Annotated in this window: 19 protein-coding genes; 12 read left to right on the top strand and 7 right to left on the bottom strand. The window is 63.7% G+C overall.

The genetic code is table 11. The features are described from left to right. Positions 1 to 4 precede the first annotated feature (4 nt). The 4 genes from purF to PCA31118_RS14520 all read left to right on the top strand — a co-directional run bounded on the left by purF (position 5) and on the right by PCA31118_RS14520 (position 5,412). Positions 5 to 1,525, top strand: a complete 1,521-nt coding sequence (gene purF, locus PCA31118_RS14505; RefSeq protein WP_150625873.1) for an amidophosphoribosyltransferase — start codon at positions 5 to 7, stop codon at positions 1,523 to 1,525. A 308-nt stretch (positions 1,526 to 1,833) separates the two neighbouring features. Further along, on the top strand, positions 1,834 to 3,021 hold the full coding sequence (locus PCA31118_RS14510) for an O-succinylhomoserine sulfhydrylase (RefSeq protein ID WP_150625874.1): 1,188 nt from the start codon (positions 1,834 to 1,836) through the stop codon (positions 3,019 to 3,021). 16 nt (positions 3,022 to 3,037) lie between these two features. Further along, on the top strand, positions 3,038 to 4,111 hold the full coding sequence (hisC, locus tag PCA31118_RS14515) for a histidinol-phosphate transaminase (RefSeq protein ID WP_150625875.1): 1,074 nt from the start codon (positions 3,038 to 3,040) through the stop codon (positions 4,109 to 4,111). Positions 4,112 to 4,434: 323 nt separating this feature from the next. Then, a complete protein-coding gene (locus tag PCA31118_RS14520) occupies positions 4,435 to 5,412 on the top strand; it encodes a halovibrin HvnA (protein WP_150625876.1) in 978 nt (325 codons plus the stop codon). 106 nt (positions 5,413 to 5,518) lie between these two features. Here PCA31118_RS14520 and PCA31118_RS14525 read toward each other — a convergent pair whose 3' ends face one another. The 4 genes from PCA31118_RS14525 to PCA31118_RS14540 form a co-directional block, all read right to left on the bottom strand. Beyond that, positions 5,519 to 6,799, bottom strand: a complete 1,281-nt coding sequence (locus tag PCA31118_RS14525; RefSeq protein WP_150625877.1) for an MFS transporter — start codon at positions 6,797 to 6,799, stop codon at positions 5,519 to 5,521. Between the two features lie 103 nt (positions 6,800 to 6,902). Beyond that, entirely contained in the window at positions 6,903 to 8,534 is a 1,632-nt protein-coding gene (locus PCA31118_RS14530) for a phosphoethanolamine transferase (protein WP_150625878.1), read from the bottom strand. Between the two features lie 209 nt (positions 8,535 to 8,743). Then, positions 8,744 to 9,109 carry a tRNA-binding protein gene (locus tag PCA31118_RS14535; RefSeq protein ID WP_150625879.1) on the bottom strand — a complete coding sequence of 122 codons (366 nt, stop codon included), beginning with the start codon at positions 9,107 to 9,109 and terminating at the stop codon, positions 8,744 to 8,746. Positions 9,110 to 9,322: 213 nt separating this feature from the next. Continuing rightward, on the bottom strand, positions 9,323 to 10,120 hold the full coding sequence (locus tag PCA31118_RS14540) for a helix-turn-helix domain-containing protein (protein ID WP_150625880.1): 798 nt from the start codon (positions 10,118 to 10,120) through the stop codon (positions 9,323 to 9,325). Positions 10,121 to 10,414: 294 nt separating this feature from the next. On the opposite strand from PCA31118_RS14540, the gene ssuE reads away from it, so the two are divergent. The 6 genes from ssuE to gltX all read left to right on the top strand — a co-directional run bounded on the left by ssuE (position 10,415) and on the right by gltX (position 16,155). Continuing rightward, positions 10,415 to 11,023 (top strand): NADPH-dependent FMN reductase, encoded by a 609-nt coding sequence (gene ssuE, locus PCA31118_RS14545; RefSeq protein ID WP_044455346.1) that lies wholly within the window; start codon positions 10,415 to 10,417, stop codon positions 11,021 to 11,023. A 14-nt stretch (positions 11,024 to 11,037) separates the two neighbouring features. Continuing rightward, complete coding sequence (gene ssuD / locus PCA31118_RS14550) at positions 11,038 to 12,198, top strand: FMNH2-dependent alkanesulfonate monooxygenase (RefSeq protein WP_150625881.1); 1,161 nt, start codon at positions 11,038 to 11,040, stop codon at positions 12,196 to 12,198. Between the two features lie 108 nt (positions 12,199 to 12,306). Then, complete coding sequence (gene ssuC, locus PCA31118_RS14555) at positions 12,307 to 13,203, top strand: aliphatic sulfonate ABC transporter permease SsuC (RefSeq protein WP_150625882.1); 897 nt, start codon at positions 12,307 to 12,309, stop codon at positions 13,201 to 13,203. Continuing rightward, positions 13,200 to 14,216: an ATP-binding cassette domain-containing protein gene (locus PCA31118_RS14560; protein WP_150625883.1), complete on the top strand. Its 1,017-nt coding sequence runs from the start codon at positions 13,200 to 13,202 to the stop codon at positions 14,214 to 14,216. The genes ssuC and PCA31118_RS14560 overlap by 4 nt, the downstream gene beginning before the upstream one ends. A 58-nt stretch (positions 14,217 to 14,274) precedes the next feature. Next, a complete protein-coding gene (locus PCA31118_RS14565) occupies positions 14,275 to 14,490 on the top strand; it encodes a TOBE domain-containing protein (protein WP_010807342.1) in 216 nt (71 codons plus the stop codon). 273 nt (positions 14,491 to 14,763) lie between these two features. Continuing rightward, a complete protein-coding gene (gene gltX, locus PCA31118_RS14570) occupies positions 14,764 to 16,155 on the top strand; it encodes a glutamate--tRNA ligase (RefSeq protein WP_150625884.1) in 1,392 nt (463 codons plus the stop codon). Between the two features lie 125 nt (positions 16,156 to 16,280). Here gltX and PCA31118_RS14575 read toward each other — a convergent pair whose 3' ends face one another. Beyond that, complete coding sequence (locus tag PCA31118_RS14575; protein WP_150625885.1) at positions 16,281 to 17,141, bottom strand: inositol monophosphatase family protein; 861 nt, start codon at positions 17,139 to 17,141, stop codon at positions 16,281 to 16,283. A 419-nt stretch (positions 17,142 to 17,560) separates the two neighbouring features. Between PCA31118_RS14575 and PCA31118_RS14580 the strand changes: the two genes are divergently transcribed. Together PCA31118_RS14580 and cysE are read left to right on the top strand one after the other, a co-directional pair. Continuing rightward, on the top strand, positions 17,561 to 18,406 hold the full coding sequence (locus PCA31118_RS14580; RefSeq protein ID WP_150625886.1) for an RNA methyltransferase: 846 nt from the start codon (positions 17,561 to 17,563) through the stop codon (positions 18,404 to 18,406). 344 nt (positions 18,407 to 18,750) lie between these two features. Beyond that, complete coding sequence (cysE, locus tag PCA31118_RS14585; protein WP_150625887.1) at positions 18,751 to 19,539, top strand: serine O-acetyltransferase; 789 nt, start codon at positions 18,751 to 18,753, stop codon at positions 19,537 to 19,539. A 159-nt stretch (positions 19,540 to 19,698) separates the two neighbouring features. On the opposite strand, the gene PCA31118_RS14590 is transcribed toward cysE, so the two are convergent. Both PCA31118_RS14590 and PCA31118_RS14595 read right to left on the bottom strand, forming a co-directional pair. Beyond that, complete coding sequence (locus tag PCA31118_RS14590; protein WP_246190230.1) at positions 19,699 to 20,577, bottom strand: UDP-2,3-diacylglucosamine diphosphatase; 879 nt, start codon at positions 20,575 to 20,577, stop codon at positions 19,699 to 19,701. A 37-nt stretch (positions 20,578 to 20,614) separates the two neighbouring features. Then, positions 20,615 to 21,109: a peptidylprolyl isomerase gene (locus tag PCA31118_RS14595; RefSeq protein ID WP_044455353.1), complete on the bottom strand. Its 495-nt coding sequence runs from the start codon at positions 21,107 to 21,109 to the stop codon at positions 20,615 to 20,617. Positions 21,110 to 21,118: the final 9 nt, after the last annotated feature.

Raw genomic sequence — 21,118 nt, forward strand, 5'->3', positions numbered from 1 at the left:
TGCCATGTGTGGCATCGTCGGTGTAGTCTCCAAATCCCCGGTCAACCAGTTCATCTACGACAGCTTGCTGCTCCTGCAGCACCGCGGCCAGGACGCCGCCGGTATCGCGACGACGGATGGCCAGTCCTTCTACATGCACAAGGGCAACGGCATGGTGCGCGACGTGTTCCGCACGCGTAACATGCGCGACTTGCCGGGCACGGTCGGTATCGGCCAGGTGCGTTACCCGACGGCCGGGTCGTCGAGCGCCGCACAGGCCCAGCCGTTCTACGTGAACGCCCCGTACGGCATTGTGCTCGCCCACAACGGCAACCTGACGAACTGGGAACAGCTCAAGGACGAGATGTTCCGCGTCGACCGCCGCCACATCAACACCACCTCCGACTCCGAAGTCCTGCTCAACGTGCTCGCGCACGAGTTGCAGGAAAGCTCGCGCGACGGTCTGTCCGTCGAGTCCCTGTTCCAGGCGGTGACCAAGGTGCACAGCCGTCTGCGCGGCTCGTACGCCATCGTCTCGATCATTTCCGGTTTCGGTCTGCTGGCGTTCCGCGATCCGAACGGCATTCGCCCGCTGTGCATCGGTCGTTTCGACGGTCCGAACGGCACGGAATGGATGGTGGCGTCGGAATCGGTGGCGCTCGAAGGCATGGGCTTCGCGTTCGAGCGCGACGTCAAGCCGGGCGAGGCAATCTTCATCAGTAACGACGGCGAACTGACGTCCAAGCAATGCTCGGCCTCGTCGTCGATGCACCCTTGCATTTTCGAGCTGGTGTATCTGGCGCGCCCGGACTCCGTGCTCGACGGCGTGCCGGTCTATGACGCACGCCTGCGCATGGGCGATTACCTCGCCGAGAAGATCCGTCGCGAAATCGACTACAAGGACATCGACGTTGTCATGCCGATTCCGGATTCCAGCCGTCCGGCCGCCATGCAGGTCGCCAAGCGTCTGGGCCTGAACTACCGTGAGGGTTTCTTCAAGAACCGTTACGTCGGTCGTACGTTCATCATGCCGGGCCAGGCGATGCGCAAGAAGTCGGTGCGCCAGAAGCTCAATGCCATGCGCGTGGAGTTCAAGGACAAGAACGTGCTGATCGTCGACGACTCGATCGTGCGCGGCACGACCAGCCAGGAAATCGTGCAGATGGCGCGCGACGCGGGCGCCCGCAAGGTGATCTTCGCCTCTGCCGCGCCGCCGGTGAAGTTCCCGAACGTGTATGGCATCGACATGCCCACGCGCAGCGAACTGGTCGCGCATGACCGTAGCGACGAGGAAGTGGCGCGCATCATCGGTGCCGACGAACTGATCTATCAGGACGTCGAGGACATGAAGGCTGCGGTGCGCGACATCAACCCGGCGCTGTCCGACTTCGACGCGTCGTGCTTCGACGGCAACTACATCACGGGCGACGTCACGCCGGAATACCTGAACCGCCTGGAGCAGCAGCGCAAGGCGCCCAAGGCGCCCGTCGTCGAATCTGGCGAAGGCGATGAAAACGAGCCGCGCGGCGCGCAACTGGGTCTGTAATCCTGCCGCCTGGCAGATGGCGCTCGGGGCGCGCTCGGTCGCGGCGCCCGGGCGTTGCCCGAGTCCTGTTCGCGTCAGTCGGTACAGACGGCCGGTCAGGGCGGCGGACGTTTTCCCAGCGCGCCGCCAACGTGCTACACTGCTTCTCACGTCGATTTGATTTCAGCTTGCGGACGTGGGGGAATCTCCCCGAAACAGCTAAAGCGAGGCCTAGACAGATGGATTTCGAGCCCGTTTTGCTGACAAGCGAAACGGGCTTTTCTTTTTTTTTGGCCGGCGAGCGAGCCGACCCAATGACGAGACACACGATGGATTCCTTCGACTTCGATACCCTGGCGGTGCGCGCGGGCACGCAACGCTCCGAGTTTGGTGAACATTCTGAGGCGCTGTATCTGACCTCCAGTTTCGTTTTCAAGAGCGCGGCCGAAGCCGCCGAGCGCTTCGCGCACTCGGAAGAGGGGTTCACGTACTCGCGTTTCACCAATCCGACGGTATCGATGTTCCAGGACCGGCTGGCGGCCCTCGAAGGCGGTGAGGCGTGCATGGCCACGGCCTCGGGCATGAGCGCCATCGTCTCCGTCGTGATGTCGGCCCTGTCGGCCGGCGATCACCTCGTGAGCTCGCAGAGCATCTTCGGCTCGACGCTGAACGTCTTCTCGACGATCTTCAGCCGCTTCGGTGTGGAGACGACCTTCGTCGATCCGACCGACCTCGATGCGTGGCGCGCCGCGATCCGTCCGAACACGAAGATGTTCTTCCTGGAGACGCCGTCCAACCCGCTCACCGACATTGCGGACATCGAAGCCATCGGCAAGATCGCGAAGGAAGCGGGCGCGCTGTTCGTCGTCGACAATTGTTTCTGTACGCCGGTGTTGCAGCGTCCCATCGAGTACGGCGCCGACGTGGTGGTGCACTCGGCCACGAAGTATCTCGACGGTCAGGGTCGTGTGCTGGGCGGCGCCATCGTCGGCAAGAAAGACTTCATCATGGGCAAGGTGTTCACGTACGTGCGTAGCGCCGGTCCGACCCTCTCCGCATTCAACGCGTGGGTGCTGCTCAAGGGCCTGGAGACATTGTCGCTGCGTGTCGAGAAACAATCGGCAAACGCCCTCGAAGTCGCGAAGTGGCTGGAGCAGCAACCGCAAGTCGGCCGTGTGTTCTACCCCGGGTTGCCGTCGCACCCGCAGTACGAACTTGCCAAACGTCAGCAGAAGTCGGGCGGTGCGATCGTTGCGTTCGAGCTCAAGGGGCAAACGCCTTCCGAGCAGCGCGAGAATGCCTGGCGCGTGATCGACAGCACGCGTGTGTGCTCGATCACCGGCAATCTTGGCGACACCCGCACGACCATCACGCACCCGGCGAGCACCACGCATGGCCGCATCACGCCGGAAGCCCGGGCGGCAGCGGGCATTACCGAAGGGCTGATTCGTCTGGCCGTCGGTCTCGAGTCGCCTGCCGACATTCAGGCCGATCTGGCACGCGGTTTCAAGCGCTGAGCGGGATAAGCACGACATGAGCAAGTTCTGGAGTGCGGGCGTCGCCGATCTGACGCCTTATGTCCCGGGTGAGCAGCCGCAGATGCAGCGGCTCATCAAACTCAACACCAATGAAAATCCGTACGGCCCGTCGCCGCGCGTGCTTGCCGCGATACGCGAGGCGCTCGGTGGCGACGCCGACGCGCTCAAGCGTTATCCGGATCCGGATGCGCGCAGCTTCAAGCAGGCCATTGCGGCGCGTTTCGGTCTGGATGTGACCAACGTGCACGTGGGTAACGGTTCGGATGAAGTCCTGGCGAACGTGTTTCAAGGATTGCTCAAGCACGACAAGCCGATTCTGTATCCGGACATCACGTACAGCTTCTACCCGGTGTATTGCGGGTTGTATGGCGTGGCGTTCGAGAACGTGCCGCTCACGGATACGTTCGAGATCGACGTCGACGACTATCTCAGGCCGAACGGCGGCATCATTTTCCCGAATCCGAATGCGCCGACGGGGCGTGTGCTCGCGTCGGGCGAGATCGAGCGTCTGCTTGCGGGCAATCCGGATTCGGTGGTCGTGATCGACGAGGCGTATATCGACTTCGGCGGCGAGACAGCGGCTGGCCTGATCGCAAAGTATCCGAATCTGCTCGTGGTGCAAACATTGTCGAAGTCGCGCTCGCTCGCCGGATTGCGCCTTGGCTTCGCCATCGGTCACGCGGATCTGATCGAAGCGCTCGAACGGGTGAAGAACAGCTTCAACTCGTATCCGCTCGACCGTCTTGCGCAGGCGGCGGGCGTGGTGGCCATCGAAGACGAGGCGTATTTCGACGAGACGCGTCACGCGGTGATTCGAAGCCGCGAGGCATTGACGACACGGCTCGACGCGCTGGGCTTCGAGGTCCTGCCGTCCAAAGCGAACTTCGTGTTCGTGCGCCACCCGTCACACGACGCCGCACAACTGGCCACCGCGCTGCGCGAGCGCTCGATCATCGTGCGTCACTTCAAGCATGCGCGAATCGCGCAGTTCCTGCGAATTACCGTGGGCACGGATGCCGAGTGTGTGGCGTTGACGGATGCGCTGAGCGAGATATTGGCGAAGGCGTAGTCTGCATGGAAGCGCGGGGTTCGCTGTCACGGCATGATGGGCAGGATCCGCATGAAGCAGTAACGCAACGCCGGTGACGGCCCCGAATGAAGGGGCTGTCACCGGCGTTCTCGTTTGGGTTTACGGCAACTCGGCGACGATATCACCGCTGCGCAACCGGTCTCTGTGCATCGCTCCGTCACAAGGCATGAGGGTCGAGTATCTCCTGCGATTCTCGTGCGAAACAACTGTCAACGTTGTCAGTTGCCGCGCGTAACGCTTGCTGGAAATCTTCCGGTATCCGCCACGCCACGTGGCGGTCCATTCGTCGAGGAGATCGCATCATGCGTCACGTACACATCCGTCAGTGGACCGTCGTCATGGTGCTCGCAATGCTGCTGAGTGCGTGCGCCACAACGCCCACGCCCACGCCCACGCCCACGGCAACAGGACCTGATCAGTCGTCGGTCGCTTCCACGCAGCGCGATATCAAGAGTCTTCACAAGCGAGGACGGGAGACGATCATCGAACTGCATCGCTACTACAACGCTGCGGTCAAGGACTGTGGCGGCCCCAATCTGCCTGCGGCGCTGTGCAGCGGCATCTTGCTCCGTGCGACGGAGAACACACCCAATGGCATTCCCTGGGATCCGAGCCCGTCATCGATCACTAACGGCGGCATGTCGTTTTCCTGGACGCGTCAGGACACCAATTTCTCGCTGATTCCCATCGATCGGACCAATGGTTTTCTCTTCTATCCGAAGATGCGTACGCCGCCGGGCAAACTCAGCAACATCGACGTATTGTGCGCATTTCCGAACGATGGCTTCACTTTCATGAGAGACCAGCAAGGGTGCGGCATCATTTCGTACCAGCCCGATGTCAGCCGTCCGTGCGAACTCCAGGGCATTACGACCGCCGCCCAATGGTTCGCAATGTGGGAAGCGGCATTCGACAAGATGGCCGAAACGTGCGCATTCAATGTTCGACCGAACGCGCAGGATCAGGCCGATCGGTTCATGCAGATGATTCTGGCCAAGGAGATGATCCCCGACTGGGCGTGGGTGCAGTGGAACGAGCTCCGACTTGCGACGTGGCCGCAGGGCGTCGGAAAGGATTTGCCGATCATCGCGTGGTTCTACGGAGAAGGTGACGCTGCGGGGCTCGCCGGTGCGCAGACCGATCAGCAGAAGTACTTCGATATGTACGGACAGGCGATTCCGATCGTTCGCATTACGCTACCGCCAGCCAAGGGTGGTCGCGCAAAATTCTCGTACAGCGACGACGATCAGGCGGTTCACGACAAGGTGGCAGGGCGGTAGCGGACGTGGCATCGGCCGATGGGAAAGGGTCGGTGCGACATCGCGTCGGCCCTGATGCCAGGCAACGAGATGCACGCACGCCACCTGGACGCACCGCCTCAGAAGTTCACAGGTTCGGACTCTGTCCATCCCCGAGAGAATTCAACCGTGCCGCACGTGAGCGCGCAATGATCGCGAGTTGCAGGAGAAACCCTGCGGCCATCGCCATCAGGCACGCTCTCACGCCGAATGCCGATGCAATCCATGCGCCCAGAAACGCACCAAGCGGACGCGCGCCGAAGGTCGCCGTCATGGTCACGGCCGACACGCGTGCGACCAAGCCGCCCGGCGTGACGATCTGGCGCAGCGATGTCGTTGAGATCGTCCAGACGATGGGGCCGAAGCCGAACAGGAAGAATGCGGTGAACACGACCGCGTGAACGCCCAAGGACCCGCTTGCGCCACTCGCTATCGATGTCGACGCCATCGCCACTGCCGCCAGCGCCGCGCTAACGGGCCCCAACAGGATCTGATGGCCGAACCGCAGCCGTTGTGCGAGGTGTGCGTAGCCCATAGCTCCGCACACCATGCCGAAGCCGTACACGCCCAACGCGATGCCGACTGCTTGCGCGGAGAATCCGAGCGCGTCGATCGCATAGTAGGCAAAGATCGCGAGTAGCAGATACCACGAAGTATTGAACACGAACGCGGTCGCGACGATCGAGCGCAGATGGGCGTTCGTCGCGATGAAACGAATGCCTTCGCCGAGCTCGGCCACAAAGTGACGGCGCGATCGCGCGCGAACCGCCTCGCTTGGCAAGCGCGAGAGCCAGAACGCGCTGGCGATCGATAGTACGAAGGCCGCCACGAATGCGAACATGCCCGACGCCACGCCGGCGAGCACGCCGCCCAGTGCGGGCCCCGCCGTGAACGCGATGCTGCGCGCCGTCTCCAATCGCCGGTTTGCGCTGAGCAGATGCGACGGACCGACGAGTGTCGCCACGAGCGACGGGGCTGCCGCGCCGAAGACGACCGTTCCCGTCGCCATGGCGAAACCGAGCAGGCCCAGCGCGCTCAGCGTGAGCCACTGAAGTTGAAAGAGAACGAAAAGCAGCAGCAACGCCGCGGCTCGAAGCCACTCCGTGCCGATCATGAGGGGTTTGCGGCGGTAGCGGTCCGCAAGCACGCCCGCAGGCAACGAGAGCAGCAGAAACGGCAGCGTGGTCGCAGCTTGTAGCGATGCCGTCTGTTGCGCATTTGCATGCAAGGCAATGACCGCGACGATAGGAATGACGGCCAGCGTCATTTGTTCGCTGAACTGTGCGGCAAGATTCGCGCGCGCGAGCGCTGTGACGAGCGAATCCGTCGACGAGGCGTCGCGTGCGGTGAACTGGCTGGCGTCTGACATGGCGCATTCCTTCGGGATCGTTGTCTCGAAGGAATGTTGGGGGACGCCGGGGCCGATGGCGCTCCGCTTCTTGCTATTGAATTGCTATTGAATTGCTATCGAATCACTTTTGCGCCATGAGCGGCTCGTAAGCCTCGCCGTTGATGCGCCGGGGCGTTGGCGTGAAGGCATCGCTCATCACATCGTGCGCAGCGTTGTAATACGGCGTGTCGATGTCGAGCAAGCCGAGCATCGTATGTTCGAGTCGATCCGTCTGATACGGGCGTGCTTCGAGCGCGGCGCGGGTGTCCACGTTCGGCGCCTGGCGTGTCCAGACGATCATCGGTATCTCGTAACCGGAGGCATCCGCGACGGATTGCCCGGTGTGGTTGCGCGTATGGCCGACCTCCTGCGCGTGATCCGAACTGAATAGCAGGCTCGCGTCCGATTGCGTCGACGCCGCCATGGTCTTGCGGATCAGGTTCGAGACGACATAGTCGTTGTAGGCGATGGCGTTGTCGTAATCGTTGCGTGAATGGCGTACCCACAGCGAGCGTCCGCGGGCTTCGAGATCGGCCATGACGCTGTCGTTGGTGTTGTCGAAGCGTGCGAATTCGTCGGGGTAGCGCATGTCGTACGTGGGGTGCGCCCCCAGAAGATGCACGATGATGAGCTTGCGCGGGGCATCGTGCGCGAGCGCGGCATCCATGACCGGCAGCAGGTTGCCGTCGAAATTGTTCTCGCCGCGTCCATAGCCCTTGTTGATGAAGGTGCGCTCGTCGGCACGGTTGGCCACGAGCCCCAGCCACCCGTCGTTGGGCACCTGATTCGAGATCCAGAAGGTGCGATATCCCGCTTCCCTGGCGAGCATCACGAGATCGGGCTGCCGGGTCCACGCCTCGGGATCGTCGAGGCTCGCGGGCGTGAGCATCTTCATGAGCGACGCCATCGTTGCCGGTTCGGAGGAGACGACGTCACGGAACACGGTCAGGTCGTCACGCATCGAGCCGAGCATCGGGGTGGTGTTGCGTGCATAGCCATAGATGGACATGTTGTTGCGGTTCAGGCTCTCGCCAATGACCCATACGACCGTTTTGCGCGCCGGTCCGCGATACCGCACCTGCCATTCGGCGCGTTGCGCCATGTTGCGCGCCAGTTCGCGCTGAAGTTCGTCGGCATGCGCCAACTGCCCCTTGTAATCGAGATAGCGGATCGGCCAGTAGAGCAGCGGATTCTCCTTGGCCATCGTGGGATTCAGATGAAGGGCGAAGAAGCCGGTAAAGAGCGTGACGATGGCGAGCTTGCTTCGACGCCGCAGCGCAGGTAGCGCACGCGACGCCTCGATGCGCGTCAGGCGGCGCTCCAGCACGGTGGCCACCGTCATCAGCAGGACGAAGGCGGCGCTCGCTTCGACCACGTCGCGCCAGTTATGCCGGAAAAACTCGCCGGTCTCCGAGGGGTTGGTGTTGAACACTGCCTGCAACACCAACAGATGGTTCGGGCGCAGGCCGAAGTAATCGCGCAGGAACCCTTTGGTGGCGGCGTCGAGGAAAAAGACGGCAATGACGCCAAGGGTCGTGGCACTGAGCCATGCGGGCCGCGCCCGCAGCAGCAGACACAGCCCTGCCAGACCGGGCAGGGCCGTCGCCATGATCGCGGCGCTCTTGCCGTATTCGTTGCCGCTGAGCATGCCGAGCGCCCAGAACATGGCCAGCCCGCCCAGCCCAATGCCCAGCCGGTAAAGAAGTGATCTCAAGATGAATGTCCCCCAATGCTGCTGGCACGTCGAAGCGTGCCTGTCGATCGTCGCTCGCCCACGCGTGGTCATGACGCGAAGCCTGCAAGCCTCGCTTGGCGGCAGCGATTCGACCGGGGAATGGGATTTTGGGTTCTTGAGGGACTAATTTTTGGGACGAATGCCGGTCGGTATTCCGATATTTCTCAGGAACCCGACGCGTCGGCACGTCAGTGCAGGCGCGCGCCGTTGGGCACGGGGCGCTCGACACCCGCCAGCACGATCGCGCCATCGGTATCGGCGAATCCTGTCACCAGCACCTCCGAGACCACGCCTGCAATGCGTTTCGGCGCAAAGTTGCACACGCACAGCACTTGACGTCCGACGAGGCCTTCCGGGGTGTAATGCACGGTGATCTGGGCGCTGGACGTCTTCACGCCCATCTCGCCCAGATCGACCTCCAGCACATAGGCCGGTTTTCTGGCTTTCTCGTTGACGCGAGCGGCCACGATGGTGCCCACACGCAACTCGATCTTCTCGAAGTCCTGCCACTCGATAGAGGGCGCGGTGTCGGCGGTTTTGACGGTGTCGGTCATGAGGGACTCCTCGATGGGCGCCTGAATCCTGAAGGGAGACGATGAATGAAGCGCAGGAGCTTAACGCGGCGCACGCCCGTGCGGCTTGTGAAATCCGGCAGGCGGCGCGCTGACGACGCGGGGCAAGCGGTGGCAAGCAACCACCGGCCCGATCCCCGATACCCGACACCCGGTACAGGCAACTGGCAACGGACGACCCGCCACCGGCGCGGGTCAGCCTTGCGCGAGGTCCCCGGCGTTGCACGTGGCCGCGTGCTTGCGACGCCATGCGGCGGGCGTCAGGCCATAGTGCTGTCGAAACGCGTGCGTCAGTGCGCTCTGATCGTTGAAGCCGACGTCGAGCGCGATTTCAGCGAGCGGCGTGTCCTCGGCGACGAGCCGCGACGCCGCTTGCGTCAGACGCAGACGCATGAGGTGTCGGTGCGGCGTCTCGCCGGTCATCGCCACGAAGCAGTCGTGAAAGTGGCGAACGCTCATACCGGCTTCGCGCGCGAGCGTCGCGGTGTCGAGCGGCGTGGCCAGATCGGCTTGCAGTCGCCTGTCGACCTGCGCCAGATCCAGTCGAACGGTGCGCGACGCATGGCGCGCCGGCGCCAGCCGCGCCGTGAGTGCCGCCAGCCAGTCGCGCACGGCGGGGTCGTCAGCATCGAGCGGGCGGCCGGTGTCGATACTCGCGCTCACCCGGCGCGCCAACGCCAGCAGCTTCGTATCCAGGGCAAAGAACGCCGCATGCGCGAAGGCGCGCTCAGCGCCCGTCTGTCGTGCGACAGGCGACGGCACGTCCAGCACGACCTGGCGGTTCGGCCCGTCGCCCCGATAGTCATGTCGCACACCCGCCGGAATCACCACACCGTTGCGTGCGCCGACGCGCCCCGACTGCGCAGTGTTGTCGTCAAGCGTGAGCGACATGCGCCCGGACAACCCGATCACGACCTGATGAAAGTCGTGCGTGTCGGTGCTGTCGGTGGGACGGTACTCGCGCAGTTCGAGAATCGGAGCGGGGGCGGCCATAAGACGTTGCTCGTTGGACGTCGGCTAAGCGGCAGAAACACGGAAATCGTCGCGAAATCGGACGTTAGCACCATTTCTGGGAATAAGACGGGAGAGGTGCATGACTTCAGGTTATGAGAAAACGCGCAAAGCTATCCCGGATTGATTGGTTCGGCCTCGCAGGACGGATCGCTACACTGGTTCTCCAGTGGCCGGAGACCCCGGCCGGCGTCGTACCAGCACGGGCAACCGCTCACCGCCAGTGCGATGCGCTTCGATTCCTCCGGGCCAGCGGCCCGTCTTTGGCAGGGAAGTATGACATACGCCGTTACGATTTCGGGCAGCCCGTCGGCCGCCTCGCGCAGCGCCCGGTTGCTGCGTTTCGTCGAATCCGAACTGGTCGAGGCCGGTATCGAGGTTCGCCGCATCGACATTCGCGCCTTGTCGCCTGCGGCATTGCTCGCGGCCGATACGTCGCACGACGACCTGCGCTACGCGCTGGCGCAAGTCGCCGGCGCACAAGCCGTGGTTGTCGCCACCCCGGTCTACAAGGCGGCCTACAGCGGACTGCTCAAGGCATTCCTCGATGTGTTGCCGCAAGACGGCCTCGCCGACAAACTCGTCGCTCCCTTTGCCACGGGCGGTAGCCCCGCGCATTTGCTCGCCCTCGACTACGCGCTCAAGCCGGTGCTCTCCGCGCTCGGCGCGCAACACATTCTGCGTGGGGTGTTCGCGGTCGATCAGCAGGTGCCCAAAGAAGAGGGCGCCACGCTGGATGCGACCATCGCCGAGCGACTCGGCGCGACCGTCGATCAGCTCTCGCAATGGCTGCATGAGCGTGAGGTGATTCGTCAGTGGCCTGCGAAGACGGCCGAGGGCATTCGCAATGCACGTAGCGCAAACCGCGCCACGCTCGCTGCCTGATTGCCGGAGTTCGTATGCAAGTTTTCTGGTTCATTCCGACGCACGGCGACACGCGCTATCTCGGCACATCCGATGGCGGACGCCTGTTCGATTTCGATTACGCACGTCAGGTCGCCAGCGCAGTCGACACGCTCGGCTACGAAGGGGTGTTGCTGCCGACGGGCCGGTCTTGCGAAGACGCCTGGGTCACGGCGTCGAGCCTGATCGGCGCCACGCGGAACCTGAAGTTTCTCGTCGCCATCCGCCCGGGGATCGCATCGCCCGCGCTGACGGCGCGCATGGCTTCGACGTTCGATCGTCTGTCGGGGGGCAGACTGTTGATCAACGTCGTGACAGGGGGTGACGCAGGTGAGCTCGAAGGCGATGGCTTCTTCGCGGACCATGCCGAACGTTACGAGGTGACCGACGAGTTCCTGCGCATCTGGCGCGCGATCCTCGAAAAGTCGCATACCGGCGAGAGTGTCGATTTCGAGGGCAATCATCTGCGTGCGAAGGGCGCGAAGCTGCTTTATCCGCCGGTGCAGACACCGCACCCACCGCTGTACTTCGGTGGCTCGTCGGAGGCGGCGCGGCAGATTGCCGCCGAACAGCTCGATGTCTACCTGACCTGGGGCGAGCCGCTGGCCGACGTCGCCGAAAAAATCGCCGACGTACGCGCACGTGCCGCCAAACTCGGCCGCACGCTGCGCTTCGGGTTGCGCCTGCATGTGATCGTTCGCGAGACGGAAGACGACGCATGGCGCGCGGCCGACTCGCTCATCAGCAAACTCGACGACGAGACCATTGCGCGCGTGCAGACCCAGTTCGCGAAGATGGACTCGGAAGGGCAGCGACGCATGGCGGCGCTGCATGGCGGGCGCCGCGACAAGCTCGTGGTCGCGCCCAACCTGTGGGCCGGCGTGGGGCTGGTACGCGGGGGGGCCGGCACGGCACTCGTGGGCGACGGTCCGACGGTGGCGCAGCGCTTGCGCGAATACGCCGATCTGGGCATCGACACCTTCATTCTGTCTGGCTACCCGCACCTCGAAGAAGCGTATCGCTTCGCCGAACTCGTGTTTCCGCATCTGCCGGAGCGGGTGCGAAGCAAGCTCGGTGGCCTCGACAAGGTCCCGCTGTCCGGTCCCGTCGGCGAAGTCATGGCCAACAACATCGTGCCGCAGGCGTCGCAGAGCTGAGCGACGGCCACGTTGCGTTGTACTGTGCTGTGCCGCTCGACGTCGCATCGACTTCACCTGTAACGAAACCCTCCGGCCGACTCACGTGAATGCTCCGGGAGAATTTGCATGACCCAAACCACTTCAACGACATTGACCGACGCCACGGCCAACACCACCGCCACTGTCGCTTCAGGCGCAGCCGGTAATGTTGCCGCAAGCGCCGCACCGGATACGTTGCAACGCTATCGGCGCACGCTCGCGCGACGCCTCGCGCCGTGGGCCGTCCCCATTGCGCTGGTCGCACTGTGGCAACTCGCTGCGGAAGCGGGCTGGTTGTCGACACGTGTGTTGCCGGCGCCGTCTGCCGTTGTCGAAGCCGCGTGGCAACTGGCAATCACCGGTCAGATCTGGCGCGACATTGGCGTCTCGACGGGACGCGCCGTCATCGGCTTCGTCATCGGCGGCGGCCTTGGCCTGTTGCTGGGCATGCTGACCGGTCTGTCGCGCGTGGCGGAAACGGCGCTGGACTCCTCGTTCCAGATGCTGCGCAACATTCCGCATCTGGCGCTCATTCCGCTGGTGATCCTGTGGTTCGGCATCGACGAGAAAGCCAAGCTGTTCCTTGTCTCGATCGGCGTGTTCTTCCCGATGTACCTCAATACCTACGCCGGGATCCGCGCCGTCGATCCGGCGCTGGTCGAGATGGCGCGCAGTTACGGCCTGCGCGGCTGGGCACTGTATCGCGACGTAATTCTGCCGGGCGCGCTGCCGTCGATTCTCGTGGGCGTGCGCTTCTCGCTGGGCCTGATGTGGGTGACGCTGATCGTGGCGGAAACCATCTCGGCGCAATCGGGCATTGGCTACCTGACGATGAACGCCCGCGAGTTCCTGCAAACCGACATCGTGCTCGTAGGGATTTTGCTGTACGCACTGCTGGGCAAGCTGGCTGACGTGCTGGCCAAGGAACTGGAATTTCGCTGGTTGCGCTGGCATCCGGCCTTTCAACGAGGAGCCGCCGCATGAGCGCACAACAACTGGCCCCGGTCGCGGGCGCCGATATCGAAGCCGAATGGACGGCCGAACAACGCGCGACGTCAGGCACAGGCCGATTGCCGCTCGATCCGCATGCCGACCCGTACGGCACGCAACTGCCGTTGGGAAGCCACGTCGGTGCGCAACGTACGGCACCGGGGACGAATCTTAAAGTGGTGCACCCCGCGAGTGACACGCATGGTGCCAACGTGGCCGCCGGCGGTTTGCGCATCGACGCCGTGGGCAAGCGTTATGGCGCACGCTCGGTATTGTCGGATTTTTCGCTGACGATTCCGCGCGGCGGATTCGCCGCCATTGTGGGGCGTAGCGGTTGCGGCAAGTCCACGCTGTTGCGCCTGATCGCCGGGCTGGAGACGCCGGATGCCGGTCGTATCACGCTCGATGGTCATGCGCTGGACGGCACGTCCGCCAAGGTTGCGACGCGCATCATGTTCCAGGACGCGCGCCTGTTGCCGTGGCGCACGGTGCTGGAGAACGTGGCCATCGGCCTGCCGAAGTCTTCGCATGCGCAGGCGCTCGAAGTGCTGCGCGAGGTGGGGCTCGCTGAGCGCGCCAACGACTGGCCGAGCCAGTTGTCGGGCGGTCAGCGTCAGCGTGTGGCGCTGGCGCGCGCGCTGGTGCATCAGCCGGACCTGCTGCTGCTCGACGAACCGTTGGGCGCGCTCGATGCGCTCACTCGCATCGAAATGCATGCGCTGATCGAGCGGCTCTGGCGCGCTCACGGCTTTACCGCATTGCTCGTGACGCACGACGTCCAGGAAGCGGTGGCGCTGGCCGATCGCGTCGTGCTGATCGAACAGGGACAACTTGGGCTGGACCAATCGGTGTCGCTGGCGCGTCCGCGCGCGAGGGGCAGCGTCGAATTCGCCGGGCTCGAAGCTCAGGTGCTCGCGCGCGTGTTGCAAACCGAAGTTGCACCGTCCTCGCATGCCGCCGCAGCCGAGCCGCTTTGGCCGGCGGCGACCGTGCGCTGGGCCGTCTGAACCGAATCGCCAATTTTTCGAACCGATCCACCCGATTTTGCGAACACAGGAGTTCACCATGGGTATCACTGCCATTAACGTCCGTAACCAGTTCAAAGGCCGCATTCGCGAGATTCTGCGCGGCCCCGTGCTGTCCGAAGTCGACGTCGAAACCCCGAGCGGTATCGTGACGTCGGTCATCACCACGCGCTCCATCGACGAGTTGCGTCTGGACGTAGGCTCCGAAGTCGTGGCGCTGGTCAAGGCCACCGAGGTCTCGCTGGCGAAGCTCTGAGGCCGCATCGCCGCTGACTCGATGCATGGTCGGCGGCCCGCCGTTGTCCTGTTTTTCCTGTTTTTTCCTGTGTAGAGACCTGCATCGGACGCACGCGGGGGCGACGTCCGATGCAGGATGCAGGAAATTCCGAGCCCCGTCTCGGACTGTGCCGCGAATGCACGCACTCGGCTGATATAATGACGGCTTCCAACTGTTGGCGACCCGCCTGCGCGAGACCCTCCGCCGCGGGCGTTTTTGTTTGTCGCCGACGCGATGCACCGAAGCCAAACCATGACCACTGTCCGCACCCGCTTTGCGCCTAGCCCGACCGGATTCATCCATCTGGGCAACATCCGTTCCGCTCTCTATCCGTGGGCCTTCGCGCGTCACAACAACGGCGCGTTCATCCTGCGTATCGAAGATACCGATCTCGAGCGTTCGTCCCAGGAAGCCGTGCAGGTCATTCTGGAAGGCATGGAATGGCTGGGCCTCGACTACGACGAAGGTCCGTTCTATCAGATGCAGCGCATGGATCGTTACCGCGAAGTGCTCGAGCAACTGAAGGCGGGCGGTCACGTCTATCCGTGCTACATGAGCATGGAAGCGCTGGACGAATTGCGTGAGCAGCAACGCGCACGCGGTGAGAAGCCGCGCTACGACGGTCGCTGGCGTCCGGAACCGGGCAAGGTGCTGCCCGAACCGCCGGCCGGCGTGGAACCGGTGCTGCGCTTCAAGAATCCGCTGAGCGGCAGCGTCGTGTGGGAAGACGCCGTGAAGGGGCGCATCGAAATCTCGAATGAAGAACTCGACGATCTGGTGATCGCGCGTCCCGACGGCACGCCGACGTATAACTTCTGCGTGGTCGTCGACGACATCGACATGGATATCACGCATGTGATTCGCGGTGACGACCACGTGAACAACACGCCGCGCCAGATCAACATCTTCGAGGCGCTCGGCAAGCAACCGCCGGTGTACGCGCACTTGCCCACGGTGCTCAACGACCAGGGCGAGAAGATGTCCAAGCGCAACGGCGCCATGAGCGTGGTGCAGTATCGCGAAGAAGGTTATCTGCCCGAAGCGGTCGTGAATTATCTGGCCCGTCTGGGCTGGGCGCATGGCGACGCGGAAGTCTTCTCCCGCGAGCAGTTCGTCGCCTGGTTCGATCTGGAGCACCTGGGCAAGTCGCCGGCACAGCACAACCCGGAAAAGCTTCAGTGGCTCAACAACCAGTACCTGAAGCAGGCCGACAACGAGCGTCTGGCCGGTCTGACCGAGCCGTTCCTGCAAAAGGCGGGTGTCTCGATCGAGGGCGGGGCGTCGCTCGCCGGCGTGGTCGGCCTGTTCAAGGACCGCGCGAACACGATCAAGGACATTGCGGCCAGCGCCGAGATGTTCTACCGTGCGCCCGCACCGTCGGCCGAAGACGTGGCGCAGCACATGACGGATGCTGCACGTGCAGCCGTGAAAGATCTGGCTGTCGCATTGGCCGCGTTGCCCGAATGGAAGAAGGGAGCGATTTCACCGGCCTTCAAGGCAACGCTCGCGCAGCATGGCATGAAGATGCCGCAACTCGCGATGCCGGTGCGCCTGCTCGTGGTCGGCACCACGCACACGCCGGCCATCGATGCCGTGCTCGAACTGCTGGGCCGCGATACGGTGCTCGCCCGTCTGGGCGCCTGACGGCTATCTTCATGCGGTTGCGGCGCCGTTTTGACGGCGCCGAAAGTCAAAAAACCCCGGAATGCGCATGCATCGCCGGGGTTTTTTTACGCGGGGCGCATGCGTCGATGCATGCCCGCGTGAACTTACGCTTGCGGGTCCGCGTTCAGCGAGAGGGTCGTGCCCGCCTTGGACGTCGGCGCCGGGCGCTTGGTGAGCGAATAGCTCTCGAGCAGTTTGACCATCTGTGCGTAGATTTTCGGGTTGCCCGCCAGGATTTCGCCCTGGAACAGGAAGTCCGATTCGCCGGTGTAGTTGCCGACGAGACCTCCGGCTTCGCTGATCAGCAGGCTGCCTGCTGCCATGTCCCACGGGTTCAGACCCTGCTCGAAGAAGCCGTCCATGCGACCGGCGGCCACGTTGGCCAGATCCAGTGCGGCAGCGCCCGGGCGGCGGATGCCCGCGCAATGCTCCGTCATCGTGCCGAACATCTTCAGGTAGTTGTCCACGCCTTGCAGATCGCGGAACGGGAAGCCGGTGCCGATCAGGCCGTCGGCCAGACGATCACGGCGCGAGACGCGAATGCGCTTGCCGTCGAGGAACGCGCCGCGCCCGCGCGAAGCGGTGAACAGTTCGTTGCGGGTCGGATCGTAAATCACCCCCTGCGAGACGACGCCCTTGTGCGAGAGGGCAATCGACGTGCAGTAATAGGGCAGGCCGTGAATGAAGTTGGTGGTGCCGTCCAGCGGGTCGATGATCCACTGATATTCCGAGTCGGCATTGCCGTGCGCTTCGCCGGATTCCTCTGCGAGGATGGCGTGGTCGGGATAGGCTTCGAGGAGAACCTGAATGATCGCTTGCTCGGCCGCTTTGTCGACTTCCGTCACGAAGTCGTTGTGCTGCTTCTTGCTGACCTTGACGGTATCGATGTCGAGGGAGGCCCGGCTGATGATGTTGCCGGCGCGGCGCGCGGCTTTCACCGCGATATTGAGCATGGGATGCTGCATGACAGATTCCTGTTAAGGCCACCGCTAACGATACGCACGGCCCCCATTGGGCCGGTCGGCAAGCGTGGCAGACAAAGCGAACAAATTGAGCAAGAGCGATGCCCGGCAAGCGCCGCGCACTCACACTGGCGGTGTGGCGGCTCGTTTGCAGGGACGAAAACGCGCATTTTACCAAAAATGCGGGCAACGCGCTCTGGAATCCAGTTGTTCTGACCCCTTTTTTCACCTGGGGCATTGCGTCGGCTTCCGTGCCCAACGCGCCCCGGTGTGGCCGACGTTCCAGCCGTCATCGGTGCGATGGCTGCAATCGCACCCCCGCACACGGCGATTCAGGCAAAATAGCGGCGTTTCTCCGTCGATCTCCTTCGCCCGCCTCGCGACTCGTCGCCCGTCATTGCCATTGCCGTCATCGCTGTCACATGTCCCAGTCTGCTGCTACCGCCTCGCCGTCCATCTTCGACCAAGTGCGTTTCGTGCTCAACGAAACGAGCCATCCCGGCAACGTTGGCTCGGCTGCGCGTGCGATCAAGACGATGGGCTTCGGACGGCTGGTGCTCGCTGCGCCGCGTGCCGGGGCCGACGTGTTGCGCGACGCCGAGGCGGTCGCGCTGGCCAGCGGCGCCGACGACGTGCTGGCCAGCGCGCTCGTGGTGCCGGATCTCGATGCCGCGTTGCAGGGCGTGAGCTGGGCGGTTGCGCTGTCCGCACGTTCGCGCGAGTACGGCCCCCCCAATGCCGAACCGCGCGAGAGTGCGGCCATTGCCGTGCAGCATGCGGCACAGGGCGGCTCGGTGGCGTTCGTTTTCGGTAGCGAGCGCACGGGGCTGTCGAACGCCGATGTCGAGCGCTGCAACGCGCTCGTGCATATTCCGGCCAATCCGGTGTACAGCTCGCTGAATCTCTCGCAGGCGGTGCAACTGATCGCCTGGGAGATGCGCATGGCGTGTCTGGCGCATGAGCGCGGCGACGCTGCAAACGTCGTCGCCGACACAAGCCATGAGGCCATTGAGCGTGCGACGGGCCTGCCGACGCCGTCGCCAGGCTCTGCGCCCCACGAGGCGCTCGCTACGCGCGACGATGTCGAAGGCATGCTGGCGCATCTGGAGCGGGCGCTCGTCGATCTGGATTTCCTCGATCCCGACAATCCCAAGAAGTTGATGACGCGGTTGCGCCGGTTGTTCGCGAAGAGTCATCTCGAGCGCGAGGAAGTCAACATTCTGCGAGGCATCGCAAAGCACATTCTGGAGCGCAGAACGCGTCGGTGAATGCGTCGCTGAATGTGTCACTGAATGCGCAAAAATCTCATACAATCGTGAGTCACAAGCTTATCGGCCTCTCGCGGATATGAATCGTTTGCGCCAGCGTTGCGCTGCTTCTCTGCCTTATCACGTTCACTGTTGTTAGCCCTGCGCTGACTTGCGTGACGCTGCGCCGATGCGGCGTGCGTCACCGCTTTGCAGTGCCCGCCGGTCCTCATCGGGTCCAATCGGGTCCAATCGGGTCCAACCGGTTCACCTCGGCTCGCGCTGCGCTCGCATCCCCGCTTATTCACGTCGATCCCCGCAATAATGACGGCCGGACGACGTACGACAGGACCGCATTCAGGCTTATGTTCACCCGTCTTCGCGAAGATATCGCCGCCATTCGGCAAAAGGATCCCGCCGCTCGCAGCAATTGGGAGGTCTTCACCTGCTATCCCGGCCTGCATGCCGTGATGCTGCATCGCGTGGCGCACCGTTGCTGGACGTCGGGTTTCAAGTGGCTGGGCCGTTACGTTTCGCAGTACGCCCGCTTTCTCACCGGTATCGAAATCCATCCGGGCGCGACGCTCGGGCGGCGTGTGTTCATCGATCACGGCATGGGCGTGGTGATCGGAGAGACCGCGGTGATCGGCGACGACTGCACGATCTATCAGGGCGTCACGCTCGGCGGCACGTCGCTCGCGCGCGGCGCAAAGCGTCACCCGACGCTCGAAGCCGGGGTGATCGTGGGGGCCGGCGCGAAAGTACTCGGCGGCTTCACCGTCGGTGAGGGCGCGAAGATCGGATCGAATGCGGTCGTCGTGAAGGCGGTGCCGGCCGGTGGCACGGCCGTGGGCAATCCGGCCCGCATCGTGCGCGCCGAAGCACCCCGCGAGGGGACTGGCGGCGCTGACGCCAAATCGGCAGGCGCCGCGCGCAAGGCGGAATTCTCGGCTTACGGCATTGCGCCGAACGCCGACGATCCCGTTTCTCTCGCGATTCACGGTCTGATCGAAAATGCGACCGATCAGGCGCACAAGATCGATGTGATGGTGGCGGCGCTCAATCAACTCGGGGCCCATCTCGAAGCGCTCGGTGCGAGTAAGATCGACACCGCCGAACTGCGCAAGCTCGGCAAGGAAATTCAGGACATGTGACGCGAGGGCGTGCGAAGGCGTGCCAGCACGGTACGTCCGGACGAATGGAGCGGCCCGCTTTCGAGCGGGCCGTTTTGCGTTCGGGGGGGCAGTGAGGCGGTGACCGTGAAGCGGCGGCAGTGACGCAGTGATGCACGGAGCGTCGATCCGACGATGATGTCAGTCAGTGACAGCGCCCGTGACGTCGACCGAAGGCGCGAGATCGATGGCACGCAACCCGTTGGCGTCCCATTGCAGATAGCCGCCGCGCGGCGGCTCGACATCGAACTCCCAGTCGGGCAGCACCCAGCGCACGCGTCGTCCGTCGGCATGTCGTGCCGGGCGGTGCGTGTGTCCGTGCACGAGCGTGCGTTCGCCGGTGGCGTCGAGCAACGCGGCGATGGCGTTCGCATTGGCATCGGCATACGCCATGCGATGCGCACCCTTGGCCGCGCTTCGTTGCCGGATGCGATCGGCGATGCCCATGCGCACCCGCAGCGGCAGCATCAGGAAAAATGCCTTGCCGAGCGGCGAATGCGCAATGCGGCGAAAGCGTTGGTAGCCCACGTCGTCGGTGCACAGCTGATCGCCGTGACTAAGGACCAGCGCCTGACCGAGAAACGAGAACACGCACGGGTCGTCGAGCATGACCGCGCCGGCCGCATGTGCGAAGCGCTTGCCGAGCAGGAAATCCCGGTTGCCGCGCATCACCGCGATAGGGACGCCGCTGGCCGAGAGATCGGCCATGGCGGCGGTCATGCGTCGTGCAAAGGCGCCGAGCGGTTCGGCAGCGGGGCCGTCCGTGGGCGGCGCGCCTGGCGGATTGCCGTTGCCGGGGAGGTCGGCGTCGAGCATATCGTCGCCGATCCAGTATTCGAACAGATCGCCGAGGATGAAAAGGATGGACGCTTCACGCGCGGGACCGCGCAGGAAGTCTTCGAAGACCTGCACCGTACGCGGCAGCGCCGGTGAGAGGTGGAGATCGGAAATGAAAAGCGCGGGCCCGTCGCCCCGTGGTGTCACGGGACATTGCGGGCACCGCGCAGTCGATACTGGCATCGAGTGTCGCCGTTCGCTGTTCGCGCAGTGCGTGAGCTTAGGCGACGATCACGGCCTTTTCGATCACGACGTCGTCGACCGGCACGTCCTGGTGGAAGCCCTTCGAACCGGTCTTCACGCCCTTGATCGCGTCGACCACTTCCTGGCCTTCGACGACCTTGCCGAACACGGCGTAGCCCCAGCCTTGCGGCGTCGGCGAGCTGTGGTTCAGGAATTCGTTGTCGTTCACGTTGATGAAGAACTGTGCCGTGGCCGAGTGCGGATCGTTCGTGCGCGCCATGGCCAGCGTGTACTTGTCGTTCTTGAGGCCGTTGTTGGCTTCGTTTTCGATCGGTGCTTCGGTCTGCTTTTGCTTCATGCCGACTTCGAAGCCGCCGCCCTGAACCATGAAGCCGTTGATGACGCGGTGGAACACCGTGCCGTCATAGAAGCCCTTCTTGACGTATTCGAGGAAGTTCGCGACCGTCTTCGGTGCTTTGGCTTCGTCGAGTTCGATACGAATGACGCCGTGATTGGTGTGCAGTTCAACCATGATGCTTTC

The sequence above is a fragment of the Pandoraea captiosa genome, assembly GCF_902459775.1.
Lineage (GTDB): Bacteria > Pseudomonadota > Gammaproteobacteria > Burkholderiales > Burkholderiaceae > Pandoraea > Pandoraea captiosa.

Bases quoted from the DNA above. Each gene is read 5' to 3' on its own strand.
- PCA31118_RS14565 (WP_010807342.1), top strand. From the start codon at position 14,275: ATGGGTATCACTGCCATTAACGTCCGTAACCAGTTCAAAGGCCGCATT.
- ssuE (WP_044455346.1), top strand. From the start codon at position 10,415: ATGACATACGCCGTTACGATTTCGGGCAGCCCGTCGGCCGCCTCGCGC.
- gltX (WP_150625884.1), top strand. From the start codon at position 14,764: ATGACCACTGTCCGCACCCGCTTTGCGCCTAGCCCGACCGGATTCATC.
- cysE (WP_150625887.1), top strand. From the start codon at position 18,751: ATGTTCACCCGTCTTCGCGAAGATATCGCCGCCATTCGGCAAAAGGAT.
- PCA31118_RS14540 (WP_150625880.1), bottom strand. From the start codon at position 10,120: ATGGCCGCCCCCGCTCCGATTCTCGAACTGCGCGAGTACCGTCCCACC.
- PCA31118_RS14535 (WP_150625879.1), bottom strand. From the start codon at position 9,109: ATGACCGACACCGTCAAAACCGCCGACACCGCGCCCTCTATCGAGTGG.
- ssuC (WP_150625882.1), top strand. From the start codon at position 12,307: ATGACCCAAACCACTTCAACGACATTGACCGACGCCACGGCCAACACC.
- PCA31118_RS14510 (WP_150625874.1), top strand. From the start codon at position 1,834: ATGGATTCCTTCGACTTCGATACCCTGGCGGTGCGCGCGGGCACGCAA.
- purF (WP_150625873.1), top strand. From the start codon at position 5: ATGTGTGGCATCGTCGGTGTAGTCTCCAAATCCCCGGTCAACCAGTTC.
- ssuD (WP_150625881.1), top strand. From the start codon at position 11,038: ATGCAAGTTTTCTGGTTCATTCCGACGCACGGCGACACGCGCTATCTC.
- PCA31118_RS14525 (WP_150625877.1), bottom strand. From the start codon at position 6,799: ATGTCAGACGCCAGCCAGTTCACCGCACGCGACGCCTCGTCGACGGAT.
- PCA31118_RS14590 (WP_246190230.1), bottom strand. From the start codon at position 20,577: ATGCCAGTATCGACTGCGCGGTGCCCGCAATGTCCCGTGACACCACGG.
- PCA31118_RS14520 (WP_150625876.1), top strand. From the start codon at position 4,435: ATGCGTCACGTACACATCCGTCAGTGGACCGTCGTCATGGTGCTCGCA.
- PCA31118_RS14580 (WP_150625886.1), top strand. From the start codon at position 17,561: ATGTCCCAGTCTGCTGCTACCGCCTCGCCGTCCATCTTCGACCAAGTG.
- PCA31118_RS14575 (WP_150625885.1), bottom strand. From the start codon at position 17,141: ATGCAGCATCCCATGCTCAATATCGCGGTGAAAGCCGCGCGCCGCGCC.
- PCA31118_RS14595 (WP_044455353.1), bottom strand. From the start codon at position 21,109: ATGGTTGAACTGCACACCAATCACGGCGTCATTCGTATCGAACTCGAC.
- PCA31118_RS14560 (WP_150625883.1), top strand. From the start codon at position 13,200: ATGAGCGCACAACAACTGGCCCCGGTCGCGGGCGCCGATATCGAAGCC.
- hisC (WP_150625875.1), top strand. From the start codon at position 3,038: ATGAGCAAGTTCTGGAGTGCGGGCGTCGCCGATCTGACGCCTTATGTC.